Here is an 18,756-nt window from a genome sequence, read left to right as displayed (position 1 = left end):
ATTTTCCGACAATTATATTTTCTTGTTAAAATTATATTTTATTTTAACAAAAAGAAGTCTGAAAAATTTTTAATTATTCTTCAGACTTCTTTTTTATTTTTAATTAATTTTATTTATTTGTGTTTAATTGAGTTATTGTATATCCCATATTTTCTAGATTTTTTAATATATTTTCATTTCCAAAGAAATGCATTGTACCTACTGATACTACATATTTATTTTTTTCTTTTGCTAAAGTATCTATTTTTTTAGCCATATTTATATCTCTATCTTTGTACTGTTTATCATATGATTGTTGATCTTTAGTATATAATTCATTAGCTTTTTTATCCATATACTCAAAATCTCCTTTTATAAAGGCATCCATATCTTCATTCATACTTTTTGTTGTACTTTTTAGTGTATCTGTATTATATGTATTTATAAAGTTTTGTAAATCTTTTGTTGATTTTTTAAGTATCTCAAGTTGAGTCTTATTGCTTTCTAATGATACTATTTCTTTTTTATCTTTACTAAATTTTTCTGCTATAAATGAGTTTAAAGATGTTCCCGTAAGTCCTGCTTTCTCTGCTTCTACTTGTTTTACTAAAGATAAAAATCCGCTAGGACTTAAGTCTTTAACATCTTTATATTTTAAATTTAATGTTTCTAACACTTTATCTAACTTAGTTTGTTCTTCTTTTGTTAGTAAATCTTTTAATTCGCCTTTTTCTAAATATAATTCTTTTTGTTGTTGTTCTTGTAATTCTTTTACTGTTTTTTGATCTGTAAAGTTTATTTCAAGTGCAAGTGCGTTTGTATCTTTTAATATGGTTTTCATCTCACTGTTTAAGTAATCTAAATTTGGCTTACTTGGCTGCATTGATGCTACAAGGTAAATGCTGTCGTCTCCTTTTTTTGCTTCCCAGAAAAAACCATTTGTAGATATTGATGGTTTTTCTTTTGCTGTCTGATCTTCAGTCCTAGGTGTACAACCTACACTTAAAGCTAATATCATAACTGGTATTGTCATAGCTACTATTTTTTTTAAGATTTTCACAAAAAATCCTCCCTTGTTTTTATTATGTCCTGTCACAATTGTAACACGATATAAAATAACCCTTCAAGTTTTAAGTTGAAGGGCTTTACTTATATTATGTGTATTTTTTAACTTTTTAATTTATTTACTTTATAGCCTTTATCCTCTAGTTGTTTTATTATACTATCTTTTCCAAAGAAGTGAAGAGTTCCCACCGCTATTGCATACTTGTCGTTTTCTTTTGCTAATTCATCTATTTTATTGGCCATTTTTATATTTCTATCTTTTAGTATCTTATTATACTTCTCTTTATCCTGTTCATATTGATTATCTACTCTCTCCTCCATAAACTTTGAGTCACCTTTTATAAAAGCATACATAACTTCATTAACATCTTTTATATCAGATTCTATTGTTTTTGCATTAAATACTTTTATAAAATCTTTCAAATCTGAATTTGTCAAATTAGTTAATTCCTCTTGTTCTTCTATAGCTTCGAGTGATACTATTTTCTTCTTATTTGAATTGTATATATTTTGTAGATACATATCTGATGTAGTTCCCGTATACCCAGCTCTGGTATATATTTCCGATGTAATTAAATTTAAAATAGCTTCTGGAGTCAGATTTTTTACATCTTCATATTTTAAATCTAAAGACTCTAATATTTTTTCTAATTTTTCATTTTCAGCTTGTGTCAATAAATCTTTTAATTCTCCATTTTTTAAATAAGTACTTTCATTATCTAATTTTTCAATTTCATTTTGAACATTTTCATCAGAAAAATTTATTTCTAATGCTAATGCATCAGTTTCATTTAGCACTTTTTCCATATTACTATTTAAATAGTTTATATTAGATTTATCAGGATGCATTGTTCCTATAAGATATACAGATTTATCATCTTTAGTTGCTTTCCAAAAAAAACCTTTTGCTACTATTGGTTTTTTATATGCTTGTTCTTGTGCATCGGTAGTACATCCAACAAATAAAAAAGTTATCATTATAGCAATTGATATAATCATTATTTTTCTAATTTTCCCCATATAATCCCCCTATTTTCTTTAATGCCCTTATCGTTATGATTGTAACATACTCCTAATATTTTTCCAATTTATGATATATAAAAAAGTATAGGGCAGATAGTTTCTAAACCATCCACCCTATATGTTATACATTATCAATATTATATTCATTATCTAATTTTTCCCTATATCCATTTACAAGTAAACTTAAAGCTTGTCTTATTTCATACTCTGTGGGAAGTACTACATAACGTCTTGCATCTAGTATAAATTTACTTTCTTTATTAACTATATTAACACTAGAAATTTTCTTGTTTACACTACCTTTCATATCTAAAAGTAGTTTTGAAAATTCCCCTTTTGTTATATTTTTTAATATTATATATATTTCTTTTTCTGTAAGTAAATTATCATTAGAAACTCGTTCTACTTCTTCATTAAACATATTCATAACTTCTTTGTTAGTACTTTTTACATACTTATCAATCATAAGTTTAGATCCTTTAGACCCTACTATGGCTCCTATTCCTATGAATAGTATGTTTAATGCAATATATATGTTTAAATTACCTATCAATTCTCCAAATTTGGTAACTAGTGACAATACCAAAAATGATATTGATCCACCTAAAATGCCTAAAGCTATTTTTACATTATTAATTTTTTGAAAGTTTTTTTGATCCTCTAATTGAAAATCATCTTCTATAGCATGATTTCTGTACTTATATAATTGTATATCTAGTGATCCATTAGTTGAATATAAGTTTCTTGCAAATCTAATATACTCATTTTTATCTACAGTATTATCTAACTTTATACTTTCAATAAATTCTTCTCCATGAACCTTTATACATCTTATAACGGATTTTATTAGAGCTTCTTCTTTAGAGTCTCCATTCCATATAGAAAGAGCATATTCTATACATCCTGACATACCTAAAATATGTTCAGTTTCTATACTTCCATCTATTTCAAAAAAATCTATGCCTTTTACTTTTTCTTCATTAGCTATGATTTTAGCTTGGTTATATGTAAATCCACCTCTTTTTAATATATCTTTTGGATCTAGTGTTATGTGAGTCATGCCTTCTTTTATTCTGTCTTCAAAATCCCCTATAGCCTCTTCATATTTATCTAATGGAATTTCAATACTCACAGGAGTTCCATCTTCATTTGTAAACCTTAGATCTCCATAATTTAAGCATGAGTCTACACATCGCTCTCCACTACTACTGTATTTACTTTTTAGTATCTTTGTCATATATAATTTTCACCCTTCGCAAATGAACTTTGATTTTTATATGTTATCTACTTTGGAGATTATTTGCTATTGACCACATTTCATCAACTGTTTTCATTCCCCTACTGTTAGATTGAAATACTCTTTGAGCCATTATTAAATCTACCATTTCAGTTTGCATATTTACATTTGACATTTCTACATGACCTTGTAAAATAGTTTTGTTTTTAACGATTTCAATGTTGTTTGCCTTTGTTGTAAATAAATTATCACCTATAGATGTAAAGTCTGCATCTCCAGAAGATGTGTATAAATTTATATCTCCTACTTTTTGATCATCTAAGTAAACTTCTCCATTTTTATTTATACCCAGCTCGCCATTTTTCAAATTTATATTTTTCAAAGCTCCATTAACTGGAGTTATATCTAATATATTTCCTTTGTCATCTACCAAATTCCCATTAGCATCTAGATTAAATTCTCCATTTCTAGTATATGCATAACTTCCATCTGATCTTATCACTCTAAAAAATCCTTCTCCATCTATAGCAAGGTTAGTATTTATTTTTGTTTCTTTTATTGCTCCTTGCGAAAAATCTCTCGTTATTTGAGAAACTTTAGACCCAGTCCCTTTTACATACTCCTTAGAATTTATCGGAAGAGAAGTTTTATTTAGCGATTCTTCCATTAAATCTAAAAAACTTATGTCTACTTTTTTATATCCCACAGTTTGCATATTTGTCATATTGTTAGATATTGTATCTATATTTGATTGACTTGCTAGCATGCCAGACTTGCTATTATGCATTATATTATACATATTTTTACCTACCTTACGCTTCCTATTTCATTAGCAATTTGTTTTAGTGTAGAGTCTATAGTTTGTATAACCTTTTGATTAGCTTCAAACTCTTTAATAGTTTCCATTCCTTCAGCCATAGCAGATATATAATCTACATTTGATCCTTCTACATAACCCTGTTTAATTGAGTAGTTATTAGTGTTTATAGGGTTATTTCCTGAATATAGATTATCTCCAACTTTTTTAAGTTTTTTATAATCATTAAAATCCACAATACTAAATTTATAACTATTTCCACCTTCTATAACTAATTCATTTGATGGTGTCATTGTCATCTTTCCATTACCTACATTTATAGGTTCAGTACTTCCAGTCGATTGATTTATACCCATAACTTGGTGTCCACCATTAGTTACTAAATATCCTTGCGAGTTAACTTTAAAAGAACCATCTCTAGAGTAAAATATGTTTCCTTCATAGTCTCTAACTTGAAAAAAACCACTACCATTCAAAGCAAAATCAGAATTATTTTCAGTTTGTGAAAAAGTTCCTTGCTTAAAATTTGTATTAATTTCATCTATTTTAGTTCCAAAACTTAACCCACCTAAAACTTGGTTAGTTGGAACTCCATTTTTATAGTTATCATTATTTGATAAGGTCATTTCATCAAAACTCTTAGATATCAACTTATCCTCTTTATATCCATTAGTTTTTAAGTTAGCCATGTTATTAGTTAAAACACTTTGTCTTTCTTGTAAATTAAGCATCGATGACACTGATGTATATATTCCTCTTAGCATATTTCCTCCTAATCTAGGTAATTTAATTTTTTCATCATATTTCTTAAATTTAAAATAGCCTTTTTATTTAATTGTGATACCCTAGATTCAGAAACTCCTAATACTGCACCAATTTCCTTTAGTGTTAATTCTTCATAATAGTATAGTGATAGTACTAATTTATCTCTTTCTTTTAGCATATCTAATGCTTTAGTTACAGTTTTTATTAGCTCTTCTTTTTCTATATCATCTTCTATATTTACAGAATCATCTTTTAGTATATCAATAAGTTTTAAATCATTTTCACTATCTAAAACTATATTATCAAGAGAGCTTGTGTTTAGATTTAAAGTACTTCTTTTTATCTTATGAACTTCATCTTTTGATATATCCATATAGTTTGATATTTCATCTACTGTAGGTTGTCTAAGGTATTTATGTTGTAAATCTTCTATACAATTTTTATATGACTTTACTTTACTTAAGCACCCCCTAGACACAGGTGATTGCTTTCTTATTTCATCTATTATATAAGATGTTATTCTTATAGATGCATAAGTTGAAAATTTGACACCTTTTTCTTCATCAAATTTATCACTTGCATCTAACAATCCCATAACACCATAGCTTACTAAATCTTCAAACTCCATACCTATCTTATTTGTATAATACTTGTATGCAATACTTTTTACGATAGGCATATTTTGATTTATAAGTTCTTCTTTACTAATCATAACTATAACTCTCCAATCACTATATATTAACTACACCTTGGGATTTTATTTGAACATCACTAGGTATTTCATTTAATGACAATATAGTTAAGTTAGGAAAGACCATATCTACTAGTCTTCTAAACGGTGCCCTTATTTTTGGTGAAACCAATAATATAGGTCTATTATTATTAAAGTTTACAGACTCTATAGTACTTTGTATTCCTTTGAAAATTTTATTAGTAGTATCTGGATCTATAGCTGGATATGTTCCATTTACAGACCTTTGTAAACTATTAGCAACTAAGTTTTCAAGCTCCATAGATAATGTAGTTACTGTAATTGAGTTATTCTCATCTATCAATTCAAAACATATGCTTCTACTCATAGCCATTCTTACATATTCGGTAAGTAGTTCTAAATCTTTAGTGTTTCTTACATTATCTGCTAAAGTTTCTAATATGGTAACTCTATCTTTTATAGATACTTTTTCTTTTAATAAATTTTGGAATATTTTTTGGACTTCTCCTAATGTCATTAAATCTGGTATTAATTCATCTACAACCGCACTATATCTCTCTCTTGTAGCATCTATTACAGCTTTAACCTCTTGTCTTCCCATAAGCTCATGAGATCTTGCCTTTATAGTCTCCAGTAAGTGCGTTACTAATATCGTTGTAGGGTCTACAACTGTAAATCCATATAATTCTGCTTCCTCTGCCTTATCTTTTTCTATCCATAAGGCATCTAATCCAAAGGTAGGTTCTTTTGTAGATATACCTTCCATATCTACATCCATTCCCATTGGGTTCATACACAACAACATATTTGGCATAAGTTCATATGTTGTAACTGGTATTCCTTTTATTTTTATTGTGTATTGATTTGGTTCTAATTGTAGATTGTCCCTTATCCTTATTGGATGTACAATTATTCCCATATCTATTGCACATTGTCTTCTGACTGATACTATTCTTTGTAGCAAATCGCCTCCACTACTTTCATCAGCTAGTGGTATTATTCCATAACCTATTTCAACTTCTATAGGTTCTACATTTATAAGTGTTGATACATCTTCTGCATTTTCTAAACTTTCTTCTGCCGTTTGTGCTTCTTCTGCTTCAAATAAAGCTTCACTTTCATCAACTTTTTCTTCTTTTCCAAGAGTATATCCTATAAATATAGCTCCTCCTCCTAAAGCGAAAAACGATAATTTAGGTAGTCCTGGTAAAAGACCTAATAAACATAGTACTATTCCTGTCATAAGTATTGCTTTTGGAATAGATATTAATTGCTTACCTAACTGATTACTAAAGTTTTCATCACCACTAACTTTAGTTACTAATATACCTGCTGATGTTGATATGATTAATGCTGGAATCTGACTTACTAATCCATCTCCTATAGTAAGTCTTGTATATGTTTGTATAGATTCCATAAAATCCATATCAAGCATTACAACTCCTATTACTATCCCCGCAAGTATATTTATTGTAGTTATTATTATTCCTGCAATTGCATCTCCTTTTACGAATTTAGATGCCCCATCCATTGCTCCATAAAATTCAGCTTCTTGTTGAAGCTCTGTCCTTCTTTTTCTTGCAGTTTTTTCATCTATCATACCTGCATTCAAATCTGCATCTACACTCATTTGTTTTCCTGGCATAGCATCTAGTGTAAATCTTGCAGATACTTCAGATACTCTACTTGAACCACTTGTTATAACAACAAATTGTATTATTATAATAATTAAAAATATGATTATACCTACTATGTAATTTCCTCCGACAACGAAACTACCAAATGACTCAATTACATTACCTGCATATCCTTCTCCTAATATAAGTCTAGTTGAAGATATATTAAGTCCTAGTCTAAATAAGGTCGTTACCAAAAGTATTGTAGGGAATATTGATAATTCTAATATACTAGTTGAAAAAATAGTCATAAGTAGTATTAACACTGAAAATGCTATATTTATAGCTAACATTATATCTAGTAAAAAAGGTGGTAGTGGAATTATTATCATAAGAATTATTCCAATTATCCCAAATCCAACTACTATATCAGCTCTTTCTTTAAGCTTTAACTTTTTCATTTAAAACCTCTTTTTTATATTTTTTTATATCTATTTCTTATTTTATAAACTGCAACTAATACCTCTGCTACTTCTTGATACATTTTTTCAGGTACCTCTTGTTCAATTTCTACCTCTTTATACATAAGTCTTGCTAAAGGCTTGTTTTCTATAATAGGTATTTCATGTTCTTTTGCTATTTCTCTTATCTTAAAGGCTATTAAGTCGGCACCTTTAGCAACTACTGTCGGCGCTTGATCTTTACCTTTTTCATATTTTATAGCTATAGATATATGAGTAGGATTTGTTACAATTACAGTAGCCGATGGTACTGCTTCCATCATTCTTCTTGAAGCCATTTCTCTTTGTTTTTGTTTTATCTTTCCTTTTATTTCTGGATTACCTTCCATTTGCTTGTGCTCTTCTTTAACTTCTTGTTTTGTCATTTTCAAATCTTTTTTGTAAACATATTTTTGATAAGCAAAATCAAGTACTGCAATTACCACTAAAGCTAGTAATATACTTTGTATCAAATCTTTAATAAGTTCAACAATTGTACTCATTAAATATGGAAGGTATACATCTCCTGTTTTTAAAATTCCCATGAAGTTTTTCTCCATAAAGGAATATCCTATTTTAAATAATATAACTACGATAAGTATACTTTTTATTAGTGTTCCTAATGCCTTTTTTGAAAACATATTTTTAAATCCAGTTATAGGATTCAATTTTGATAACTTAGGCTTTAAAGGATCTGTAGTCATCATAAATCCACTTTGTATTAGATTTCCAATTGCTGAAAATACAATTATACACATCCCAATAGGTATTATTATTTTCATAAATCCTAAAAGTGCCATCATAAGTAAATTTCCAACTGTATTCATTGAAAACTCACTTGAGAATCCAATACTTAGATATTTGACTATAGAATTTTGAAGTTCTCCTATTATAAAATCTGACATAGCATAAATTATCATAAGTACACCTAATAGTGTTACTGTAGTTATAACCTCTTTACTCTTTGCTACATTTCCACTTTTTCTAGCATCCTTTATTTTTTTAGATGATGGATCTTCAGTCTTGTCAGTTGACAACATTGCTCCTAGTGGAGCCATTGCTGTAAAATAAGAATTATGACTCATAAAGGTTCCATTTAATATATCAGTCATATTGAGCAATAAATTATGCATTTCATTTAATATAAATGGCAATGATATTACAAAGAACATTATTCCAACAATTACTTTTAAAGGCATTCCTATAATCATTACATTTAATTGCGGAACACTTCTTGATATTAAGCCCATTATAAAATCTGTTATTATAAGAGCGAGTATTATTGGTACTGCTATTTTAAATCCTATTACAAAGCATTGTATAAATACATTTACTATGTAACTATAATTACTTTCTAGTATATAACTTCCAACTTTTATAAGTTTAAAGCTTTGACTTATGCCAATTATTAGTCTGTGGTGTCCATTTATACTAAAAAATACCATTATTCCAACCCAGTACATTATATTTTCAATTAATGTAGTATTATCATGACTATTAGGGTCATATATGCTTATCATTGATAATCCTAACTGTTGATCTATTAAACTACCTGCTATTTTCAAACTGCTTATACATATGCTTGTTATGTATCCTAAAACCAATCCTGTTATAGTTTCCATTATTGTTATATAAATTAAATTATAAAAATTATTTATTTCTACGTTTACATCTATAGTAAAAGATATTATTACCGACATAAATAAAGAGAAGGTAATTTTAAATACTTTCGGTGTTCCACTTGGAAATATTATATTTATACAAGAAAAAAATGCGATTAATCTAATAAATACGAATATCAATTTCCAAATTATCCTTTTATTGTTGCTATCATATTCATAATCTTATTAGTAAACTGCATAAGCTCATGTAACATCCAAGAGCCGCCTACTACTAAAGTTAGCGCTACAACTATTAACTTCGGTATAAAAGTTAATGTTTGCTCCTGAATTTGAGTGGTTGCTTGAAATATACTTACTAATAATCCTACAATTAAAGATAATATTAATACGGGTCCCCCTACTAACATTCCTGTATATAAAGTTTCTTTTACTATGCTGACTACTATACTTTCATTCATAATGAATACGCTCCTTAATTATTGAAAACTTAACAATAAAGATTTAATTAATAAATTCCATCCATCTACCATAATAAATAATAGTAGTTTAAATGGTAGTGAAATCATAACAGGTGGAAGCATAAACATTCCCATAGACATAAGTACACTTGATACTACTAAGTCTATTAATAAAAATGGTAAATATATTAAAAATCCGATTTGGAAAGCTGTTTTTAATTCACTAATAGCAAAAGCTGGCACCAATATATATAAAGGTATATTGTCTCTTGTTAAATTTTTTTGTTTTATATCTGAGTTTTCAACAAATAATTTTATATCTTCTTGTCTAGTTTGCTTTAAAAGAAATTTTCTCACAGGTTCTTCAGCTTTCTCTACTGCTTGTTCAAATTTAATATCATGATCTATATATGGTTTTAAAGCCTGTTCATTTATTTCTTTTACAGTAGGCGCCATAATAAACATAGTCAAACACATTGCAAGCCCTACCAATACTTGATTTGGTATTGACTGTTGAGCTCCTAGCGCTGATTTTATAAAAGAAAATGTAATTATAATTCTTACAAAACTTGTAGTCATAAATACTATAGTACTTAAAAACATAAGTACTGTTAAAATTAAAAATACTTTCATTAAAGGAGTGTAGTCATTTAAATATGGTGTTATATCACTTAATGTTTGCATCTTTATTCTCCTTTAGCTTTTGTATTAATTCCATAGTGTTATATTTATCTTTGTTAAACTTAATTTTATTAAATTTAACAAAGATAAATTTTGACTTGTCAAATTTTAATTTATTACTATTATTTTTTTTATTATTCTCTATAACTTCTATATCCTCTTTGCTTAAATCTTTTATTTTTTGTAAATTGTTAGGTGAAATTAATAAAACACATCCTTCTTCTCCAGTTTTTAAAACTATCAAATGAATGTCTTTACTTATATGCAATTTTTCAATTACTTTTGCATATCTATACATGCCCATATTTTGTAGATTAAGTCCATTCATCTTATGAGCTACTAAAATCACACCAAACATCAAAATAATAAAGGCACTTAAATTTACTAAATACTTTAATGTCTCATCCACCATAATTTTTTACTCCTTTTTCGTTTGAGGTTGTACCTCATCCTTTTGATCTACTATTAAAATGTCTACTCTTCTATTTATCGATCTATTTTCTGCTGTATCATTAGGTACTAATGGCTTAAATTCTCCATATCCTTTCACTGAAAATCTAGTTGGCTTTATACCTTTATTTTCAACAAAGTAACTTACAACACTCACAGCTCTTGATGTTGATAAATCCCAGTTTGAAGCAAACCTTGAATTATGTATAGGAACATTATCTGTATGACCTTCTACTAAAATATCATTATCAACATCATTTACTAACTTAGTTATAGTATCTAGTGCAGCTATACTGGTTTGCTTTAACTCATCTCTACCTGAATCAAACAATATAGTTTCATCTAATTGTAATACTATCCCTCTCTCTTCTTCTCTTACTTTTATAACATTATTAAGACTATTTTTATTTATTGCCTCATTTACTTTTTTTGTTAAATCTTCTTTAGTATCCTTAGCATCTTTGGCTGCATCTTTAGCTGCATCTTTTACATCTACTTTTAAATCATCTATATTTTCAAGCTCTGTTACTGCTGTACTACCTCCTAAAGATCCTTGAAGAGCTTTTGATAGTTGCTTTAATTTCTGGCTATCTACTGCCGATATTGAATATAGTAATATAAAGAAAGTAAGAAGTAATGTTATAGTATCAGCATAAGTATCTAGCCAAGAGCCTGTATCTACGTCATCATCTTTCTTTCTTCTTCTATCTCTACGCGACATGTGCTGCCTCACCTTCTATTGATTCTCTGCTATAATAATTTTTCTTTTCTTTTGCACTTAAAAAGTTAACTAATTTTTCCTCTATAACCCTAGTGCTATCTCCATTTTGCATACTCATAATTCCGCATAGCATCATATCCATACGTTCACAATCTTTTTCACCCTTTGTTTGTATGTTAATTCCCATAGGTGTTAAAAAACCATTGGCCATTATAGCTCCGTAAAAAGTAGTTATAAGGGCTGCTGCCATACCTGCTGCTATAGTATCTGGAGATCCCATATCTGATAGCATTTGGATAAGCCCGATTAAAGTACCTACCATACCAAATGCTGGTGAATATGATGACCATACTTTATAAACTTTAGATCCTTTGCTATAATTACTTTCTACTTCCATAATTTCTATTTCTAATATTTCTTGTATAGCCTCTGATTCTATCCCATCTATTGCTAATTCTAGACCTTTTTTTAAAAAGCTATCTTCTATCTCTGATACTTCTTGTTCAACTGAAAGTGGTCCATCTTTTCTCACTTTTCTTGCTAACTCTTTAAATTGATCTACTAAGTCAACTTTATTGACATTTGTAGTTCTAAATAATTCTTTTGTTGTTTTTAACCCTACCTTTATATCATCCATAGGAAATGTTACAAATACTGCTGCAATTGATCCCCCAACTGTTATAGCAATGGATGGCACATCTATAAATGCGCCGATCCCTGTTTTTCCTTGTGCTATACCGAATAATATAGATCCTATAACAAATATCAATCCTATGGGAGTTAATATATCTATTTTTTTCATATTACCCTCCTATATTATCTTTTTAAATTTATTATTTCTTGTAACAACTCATCACTTGTTGTTATAACTTTACCTGCTGCTTGGAAAGCTCTTGTTGTTACTATCATTTCTGTGAATTCTTCTGAAAGGTCAACATTTGACATTTCTATTGCTCCTTGATTTATAAGTCCATGTTTAGCCTCAAACATAGGCTTTCCAGAGTTTGCACTTTCTCTATATAAGTTTCCACTTAGAGATTCTAAACCTTCTGGATTTTGAAATACTGCAACTTTTAAAGTTTGTGCATTTTCAACTTTAGTTCCATCTGCTAATAAATATGAAACACTACCTTCTTTTGATATATTAAATGATAAAACTTTTTGAGTTTCTCCATCTGGATTTTTTTCCTCTTTAGGAATTAATATAGGCTCATTTTTGTCATTTAAAACTTTATATCCATCAGATGTTACTAAGTTACCATTTGCATCTAATGTAAATGAACCATCTCTTGTAAATGCTTCTTGATTTGGTCCTACACTAACAGTAAAGAAGCCATCTCCATCTATTGCTAAGTCTGTTGGTCTTCCAGTTGGTTGTATAGCTCCTTGAGCCATATTTCTAAAAATTCCACTTACCTTTGTACCTATTCCAACTTGTCCTGGATTTACCCCTCCTATAACATTAGGGTCATTAGCATTACCACCTGGAACACTTGAATATATTATAGTTTGATTTAGTGCATCTGAAAATCTTGTAGTTGATTTTTTAAATGCAGTTGTTCCTACATTTGCAATATTATTACCTACAACATCCATTTTAGTTTGATTTGCTTTCATTCCACTTATTCCTGAATACATTGACTTTAACATAAGTTTAATCTCCCTTTTATTTTATAAATTTTCATCTGTATCTAGTTTTTTCTCACTTGCTTTTATCAGTGATCCATATTCTACAGATTTTAATTCTCCTGTTTCATCCACTCTAACTTCCATATATACAATTCCATTTTCTATTTTTATACCTTCAACAACACCAGTTAAAGTTTTAGGTTCATCTGTATCTGTATCTGTGTCTGTATCATCAATTCCATCTATATCTTCATCTTCTTTAGGTGCATAAACTTCAACTTGCTTTCCTATTAATCCTGAAGCTGTAGCCATAGCTGAGTTTACAAGTACTCCATTTGTTAATCCTACCAGGTATTGCATCCCATCATTCATACTTTGCATTTGTTCAAGTGTACTAAATTGAGCTAATTGGGTTACATATTGAGTAGGATCTTGGGGATTCATTGGATCTTGATTACCCATTTGTGCTACTAGTAACTTTAAAAACATATCTTTGTCAGTTTCTTCACCAGGCATTATTATATCTGTTCCATTTTCAGTTTTACCTGCAGATTTAACGTTACTTGATTTTGCATTACTTTGAGTTGAACTCTTTTGAGTTACTTTCATAAAATTATTCATAATTCACCTTCTATGCTAATATATTAAAATTCTCTTGTGAAATATCAATTTCTTCTATATCGTCTATAGAACTTGATTGATTTTGGTTATTTTTTCTTTGTTTTCTAGACTCTTCTCTTTTATTAAATTGTTGATTTAAATTGTCTGAAAAGAAATTTTCATTATTTGATTTCATTGTTACAATTACATCTTTAGCTTTTATTCCTAAGTCAAATAAGTGTTTATTTATATCACCTATATTTTTATTTAACATATTAAAAGTATCTTCTTTAGCTACATTTATAAATACCTTGGTAGCTTCACTGTCTTTTACAAGTTTTATCGTCATATCGCCTAACTCTCTAGGATTTATGTTTACTTTTATTTCTTCTATGTTATTGTTTTTTAAATATTTAACCATTTTTATAAAATCATCACCCATGTGATCTGCCCTAATAGTTACAACTGGCAAGCTATTATGTTCAGCTGGGGTTTGTGTAAATATTTTATTATTTGATGCCGAAAGTAAATTAGTATTTTTGTCTATTATATTTTCTAAAACATTTAAATCTTTATCATCTTCTTTTGCCTTAACATCGACAATATTATTTTTATTTAAATTGGTAGATACATTTAGCTCCTCATATGATTTTAAAGTTTTTATCTCAGTATCTAATTTTTCAACATTGTTAATATGAGCTTTATCATCTAATTTAATTATTTTAGATGTTTTTTCATCAGTATTTTTCGACACTTCTTTTATGTTAACTTCCTTGTCTATATTCAATGTTTCAGATATTTTTTGTAATAAATTAACTCCATCTTTATCATCATTAACTCCTTGTGATAAATTTGTTTTAATCTTATTTTCAATATCTTGTATATCAAAATCTATGTTAAAATTCAAATCTTTGTTATCATCATTATTTTCATTTTTAAAATTTACTAGAATTTCTCTTAAGTTTAATTTTTCATTTATTTTCAATCCATTTTCTTGCTTATTAATTTTATCAATTATAGAATCTATTTCTTTTAACAATTCACCTTTTTGAGGATTATCATTTGTATCATTATTGTTAATAGCTTTAAATGATTCTATATTAGCAAGAAGATTTTGTATTAATTCCATAATCCCCATTGAATCTTTAGAATTTGTATTTTGTTCATCTAATGCTTTAAGTAAATCATCAAATTCAACACTCTTTGAAGAAGTCTTACTTAAACTAGCCTTATCAGATATAGTCTTTAAAAAATCCTTAGAAACATTTAAATTAAAGTTCATATATAATCATCCTTTTACGATATATTCATTTTGTTTCTCATGTATGCATATAAAGCAAACTCATCATTTTCTATTTGCTCTTTTCTTTCTTCTTCTTTTTTTAACTTATTAAATTTGTTTTCTTTTAAGGTTTCTAAAGATTTTCTATCTATTTGTTTTTCAATAAAATTATCTTTAGCTTCAATTACCTTTTGCTCTTTTTCTTCTAATATTATGTTGCACTGCTCAATAGTATGAGTAATAGAATGTAAGTAGTTTAATCTAATTTTTTGACTAACAATATCTTCAAATGAATTAAATTGCGAATATTTTTTATAATTAGAATCTAGTTCTTCTATATTTTTTTCTACTTCTCTCTTATCATTTTGAGCTTTTGTATATTCTACTTTGCTTTCTTCTTCTTCTTTTAATCTTATATCTAACAGCTTTTGTAGCTTAAATTTATATGTTGTCAATTAAAATGCTCCTTGTTATTTGAATATGTGCTTCAATTCAACTACACTTTCATCAAACTTTGTATTTTCATTTACACCTTGTTTTAAAAAGGAATTTACTTTATCTATATATTCAATAGACATGTCTATTTTTTTATTTGATCCTTTTTCATAAGCTCCTATGTTGATTAAATCTTCAGCCTCTTTATAAGTAGCTAATATATCTCTAGCTAAAGATGCACAATCTTGGTGTTCATCTTCACATATTTCTTTCATCAATCTACTTACGCTATTTAATATATCTATAGCTGGGTAATGATTTTTATGTGCAAGATCTCTTGATAAAACTATATGTCCATCTAATATACCTCTTACCGTATCAGCTATAGGTTCATTAAAATCATCTCCATCTACCAATACTGTGTAAAATGCTGTTATTGATCCTTTTTCTGACATCCCACTTCTTTCCATAAGTTTAGGAAGTATTGCAAACACAGATGGAGTATATCCTTTTTGTGCTGGTGGTTCACCTATGGCAAGCCCAACTTCTCTTTGAGCCATTGCAAATCTGGTCACTGAGTCCATCATAAGTATTACTTTTTTACCTTGATCTCTGAAGTACTCGGCAATAGCAGTAGCAGTTAATGCTCCTTTTAATCTAAGTAGTGGTGATTTATCTGATGTTGCACAAACTACTACAGACTTTTTCATACCCTCTTCACCTAAATCTCTTTCAATAAAATCTAGGACTTCTCTTCCTCTTTCCCCTATAAGTGCAATAACATTCACATCTGCTTTAGCTGTTCTTGCTATCATACCTAAAGTAGTACTTTTTCCTACTCCACTTCCTGCAAATATACCTATCCTTTGTCCTTCTCCACAAGTTAAAAATCCATCAATAGCTCTTATTCCCGTTGGCATAATATTTTTTATTCTTGGTCTTTTCATAGGATCTGGCGGTTCGTTTGAAAGACTATATCTTTCCCCACCTATAACTTCCATATCATCGATTGGATTTCCTATACCATCTAATACCTTGCCTAAAAGATCATCACTACATTTAACACTCAGTGGAATTCCTCTAGCCACAACTCTACATCCAGGTGCTACACCTGCAAGTTCACCTAATGGCATAAGTATTACATTCTTATCTTTAAAACCTACAACCTCACAATTTATAGCTTCATCTGCATAGTTGTATACAATACATAACTCTCCAACAAAAGCTTTTATACCTTCAACTTCTACTGTCAATCCAATTATCTTAGTAACTTTTCCTTCAGCTATTACACCTTTTATATCTAAAACCTTGTGTTTTAATCTTTCAAAATCTAAATCTATCATAATAGCTCCTCTTTTACTTTTTCTAAGACACAATCAATACCTATAATTAATCTACCTTTATTAGTTTCAATTATTGCATTGCCTTGATCTATAGAATCATCTGGTAATATAAATACTTCACCTTTTATAGATTGTTCTTCTTTTAAAGAAGTAACTTCTTCATTTAAACTTTCTATATATATTGAGTTTGTTCTAATAACAAAATTTTCTTTTATTTCATATTCACTAATTGCAGATTCTATTATTTTGTTCATCGAATCTATTTCATTAAATTTTTCTTTAAGCACTTTCTCAGCTATTGTTATGCTTAAATCTATTATCTGTTTTTTATTATCTTTTAAATAATTAGCTACTTTATTTTTGGCATCTATCAAAATATGATTAGCTTGATTTGTTATTTCTTCTGATTCTAATTTAGCTTTTTCAATATTTTCTTCATAAGCTTCTTTGTAACCATCTTCATATCCATTTTTAAGACCTTGTGTATGGCCCTCTTCATAAGCTTCTTTTTTTATGTCTTTTGCACTTTCTGAAGCTTGTTGTATAATACTTTCACTTTTTAACTCTGCTTCTTTTACAATTTCTTCATACTCTTTTTTAGCTTGTTCTATTTGTAATTCTAATTCTTCTCTTGTATTTTCTAGCTCTATTTTTATTGATTCATCTATTTTATTATTATGTGCTATGTTTAATTTATCTGTAGCGATAGTTTTTAAAGGCTTTACACCTTTAAAAACTACTCCTTCAGATTTCAAAATATTATTATGTTTAAATGAATTCATCTTCTGAACCTCTAGATAATGTTATTTCTCCAGCGTCTTCAAGTCTTCTAACAACATTTACAACAGATTGTTGAGCTTCTTCCACTTGAGATATTTTTACCTTTCCTAATAATTCGATTTCTTCTCTTAAAGCTTGTGATGCTCTTTGAGATTGGTTTCTAAATATAGAGTTTGAAACCTCTCCTGATGCACCTTTAAGAGCAAATGCAAGGTCTTTAACATTAACTTCTTTAAGAATTCTTTGTATCGCCATATTATCAAGTCTAATAATGTCGTCAAATATGAACATATTAGATTTTATTTCTTCAGCTAATTCTTCATTCTTCTCTTCAATGAATTTTATGATGCTTTTTTCTGTTTTTCTATCAACATTACTTAATATCTCAACTAAGTTATTAACACCACCATAGCTTTCCATATCTAATTTACCTAAGCTATTTAATTTTTGTTCTATAGCTTTATCTATAGCTTTTATAACAGCTGGAGGTACATTAGATGTCAACCCTATCTTTAGAGAAATTTCAAGTTTTAACTCATCTGATAACTCAGATAAAACAACTGCAGCTTTATCAGGCTGAATATGAGATAAAAGTATCGCTATAGCTTGAGGACTTTCTCCTTGAATACAAGATAGTATTTGTTCTGGCTCTGCTTTTCTAGCTGATATAAATAATTTCGTATAAGCATCATATTTTATACCTTCTAAAAGCTTATTGGCTCTTTGACTTCCTAAAGCTCCATTAAGTAGAGACTTAGCACAATCTATACCACCTTCTATAACAAACTCTTTACCTTTATTCAATTCTATAAATTCTTGTAAAACTTCTCTTCTTTCTCTAGGTCTAACCATATTTGTATTAGCTATCTCAACACCTATTTTTTGTATTTTTCTATCAGATAAATTTTTTATCACACTAGAAGCAACATCTGGCCCTAAAGTCATTAATAAAATAGCTGCTTTTCTTGCACCTGTAACTCTTCTAAACTTAGGTATATCACCTAAGTCAAACGCATTACCTTTAACACCTTCATTTTGCAA

At 28.4% G+C, this 18,756-nt stretch carries 20 protein-coding genes; all 20 read right to left on the bottom strand.

The window, feature by feature from the left end; all coding sequences use genetic code 11:
• Positions 1 to 109: 109 nt before the first annotated feature.
• Positions 110 to 1,039, bottom strand: a complete 930-nt coding sequence (locus tag ACRCYC_RS14035; protein WP_438619761.1) for a TraB/GumN family protein — start codon at positions 1,037 to 1,039, stop codon at positions 110 to 112.
• A 107-nt stretch (positions 1,040 to 1,146) separates the two neighbouring features.
• Complete coding sequence (locus ACRCYC_RS14030; RefSeq protein ID WP_438619760.1) at positions 1,147 to 2,064, bottom strand: TraB/GumN family protein; 918 nt, start codon at positions 2,062 to 2,064, stop codon at positions 1,147 to 1,149.
• Positions 2,065 to 2,188: 124 nt separating this feature from the next.
• The gene (locus ACRCYC_RS14025; RefSeq protein ID WP_438619759.1) at positions 2,189 to 3,304 is read right to left on the bottom strand and encodes a hypothetical protein; all 1,116 of its coding nucleotides are present in this window, start codon (positions 3,302 to 3,304) and stop codon (positions 2,189 to 2,191) included.
• Positions 3,305 to 3,347: 43 nt separating this feature from the next.
• Positions 3,348 to 4,103, bottom strand: a complete 756-nt coding sequence (locus ACRCYC_RS14020) for a flagellar hook-basal body complex protein (RefSeq protein WP_438619758.1) — start codon at positions 4,101 to 4,103, stop codon at positions 3,348 to 3,350.
• Positions 4,104 to 4,111: 8 nt separating this feature from the next.
• Complete coding sequence (locus tag ACRCYC_RS14015) at positions 4,112 to 4,885, bottom strand: flagellar hook-basal body complex protein (RefSeq protein ID WP_438619757.1); 774 nt, start codon at positions 4,883 to 4,885, stop codon at positions 4,112 to 4,114.
• Between the two features lie 8 nt (positions 4,886 to 4,893).
• Positions 4,894 to 5,598 (bottom strand): sigma-70 family RNA polymerase sigma factor, encoded by a 705-nt coding sequence (locus ACRCYC_RS14010; RefSeq protein ID WP_438619756.1) that lies wholly within the window; start codon positions 5,596 to 5,598, stop codon positions 4,894 to 4,896.
• Between the two features lie 19 nt (positions 5,599 to 5,617).
• Complete coding sequence (flhA, locus tag ACRCYC_RS14005) at positions 5,618 to 7,675, bottom strand: flagellar biosynthesis protein FlhA (RefSeq protein ID WP_438619755.1); 2,058 nt, start codon at positions 7,673 to 7,675, stop codon at positions 5,618 to 5,620.
• Positions 7,676 to 7,689: 14 nt separating this feature from the next.
• Positions 7,690 to 9,516, bottom strand: a complete 1,827-nt coding sequence (locus ACRCYC_RS14000; protein WP_438619754.1) for a fused FliR family export protein/FlhB family type III secretion system protein — start codon at positions 9,514 to 9,516, stop codon at positions 7,690 to 7,692.
• Between the two features lie 8 nt (positions 9,517 to 9,524).
• Complete coding sequence (gene fliQ / locus ACRCYC_RS13995; RefSeq protein WP_438619753.1) at positions 9,525 to 9,794, bottom strand: flagellar biosynthesis protein FliQ; 270 nt, start codon at positions 9,792 to 9,794, stop codon at positions 9,525 to 9,527.
• Between the two features lie 18 nt (positions 9,795 to 9,812).
• Positions 9,813 to 10,478, bottom strand: a complete 666-nt coding sequence (gene fliP / locus ACRCYC_RS13990) for a flagellar type III secretion system pore protein FliP (RefSeq protein ID WP_438619752.1) — start codon at positions 10,476 to 10,478, stop codon at positions 9,813 to 9,815.
• Positions 10,462 to 10,887: a hypothetical protein gene (locus tag ACRCYC_RS13985; protein WP_438619751.1), complete on the bottom strand. Its 426-nt coding sequence runs from the start codon at positions 10,885 to 10,887 to the stop codon at positions 10,462 to 10,464. The genes fliP and ACRCYC_RS13985 overlap by 17 nt, the downstream gene beginning before the upstream one ends.
• A gap of 6 nt (positions 10,888 to 10,893) precedes the next feature.
• A complete protein-coding gene (locus ACRCYC_RS13980; RefSeq protein ID WP_438619750.1) occupies positions 10,894 to 11,646 on the bottom strand; it encodes an OmpA/MotB family protein in 753 nt (250 codons plus the stop codon).
• Entirely contained in the window at positions 11,636 to 12,448 is an 813-nt protein-coding gene (locus ACRCYC_RS13975; protein WP_438619749.1) for a motility protein A, read from the bottom strand. The genes ACRCYC_RS13980 and ACRCYC_RS13975 overlap by 11 nt, the downstream gene beginning before the upstream one ends.
• 14 nt (positions 12,449 to 12,462) lie before the next feature.
• The gene (locus tag ACRCYC_RS13970; RefSeq protein ID WP_438619748.1) at positions 12,463 to 13,296 is read right to left on the bottom strand and encodes a flagellar hook-basal body protein; all 834 of its coding nucleotides are present in this window, start codon (positions 13,294 to 13,296) and stop codon (positions 12,463 to 12,465) included.
• Positions 13,297 to 13,317: 21 nt separating this feature from the next.
• Positions 13,318 to 13,896: a flagellar hook assembly protein FlgD gene (locus ACRCYC_RS13965; RefSeq protein WP_438619747.1), complete on the bottom strand. Its 579-nt coding sequence runs from the start codon at positions 13,894 to 13,896 to the stop codon at positions 13,318 to 13,320.
• A 10-nt stretch (positions 13,897 to 13,906) separates the two neighbouring features.
• Positions 13,907 to 15,157 (bottom strand): flagellar hook-length control protein FliK, encoded by a 1,251-nt coding sequence (locus ACRCYC_RS13960; protein ID WP_438619746.1) that lies wholly within the window; start codon positions 15,155 to 15,157, stop codon positions 13,907 to 13,909.
• 14 nt (positions 15,158 to 15,171) lie between these two features.
• The gene (fliJ, locus tag ACRCYC_RS13955; RefSeq protein ID WP_438619745.1) at positions 15,172 to 15,612 is read right to left on the bottom strand and encodes a flagellar export protein FliJ; all 441 of its coding nucleotides are present in this window, start codon (positions 15,610 to 15,612) and stop codon (positions 15,172 to 15,174) included.
• 15 nt (positions 15,613 to 15,627) lie between these two features.
• Positions 15,628 to 16,935 carry a flagellar protein export ATPase FliI gene (gene fliI / locus ACRCYC_RS13950; protein WP_438619744.1) on the bottom strand — a complete coding sequence of 436 codons (1,308 nt, stop codon included), beginning with the start codon at positions 16,933 to 16,935 and terminating at the stop codon, positions 15,628 to 15,630.
• Entirely contained in the window at positions 16,932 to 17,717 is a 786-nt protein-coding gene (locus ACRCYC_RS13945) for a FliH/SctL family protein (RefSeq protein ID WP_438619743.1), read from the bottom strand. Before ACRCYC_RS13945 ends, fliI begins: the two co-directional genes overlap by 4 nt.
• A complete protein-coding gene (gene fliG, locus ACRCYC_RS13940; RefSeq protein ID WP_438619742.1) occupies positions 17,704 to 18,756 on the bottom strand; it encodes a flagellar motor switch protein FliG in 1,053 nt (350 codons plus the stop codon). Before fliG ends, ACRCYC_RS13945 begins: the two co-directional genes overlap by 14 nt.

Origin of the sequence: Paraclostridium sp. (genome assembly GCF_051657365.1) — a bacterium.
In the GTDB taxonomy this organism is placed as follows: Bacteria; Bacillota; Clostridia; order Peptostreptococcales; family Peptostreptococcaceae; genus Paraclostridium.
This window is presented reverse-complemented; position numbering and strand designations above follow the sequence as displayed.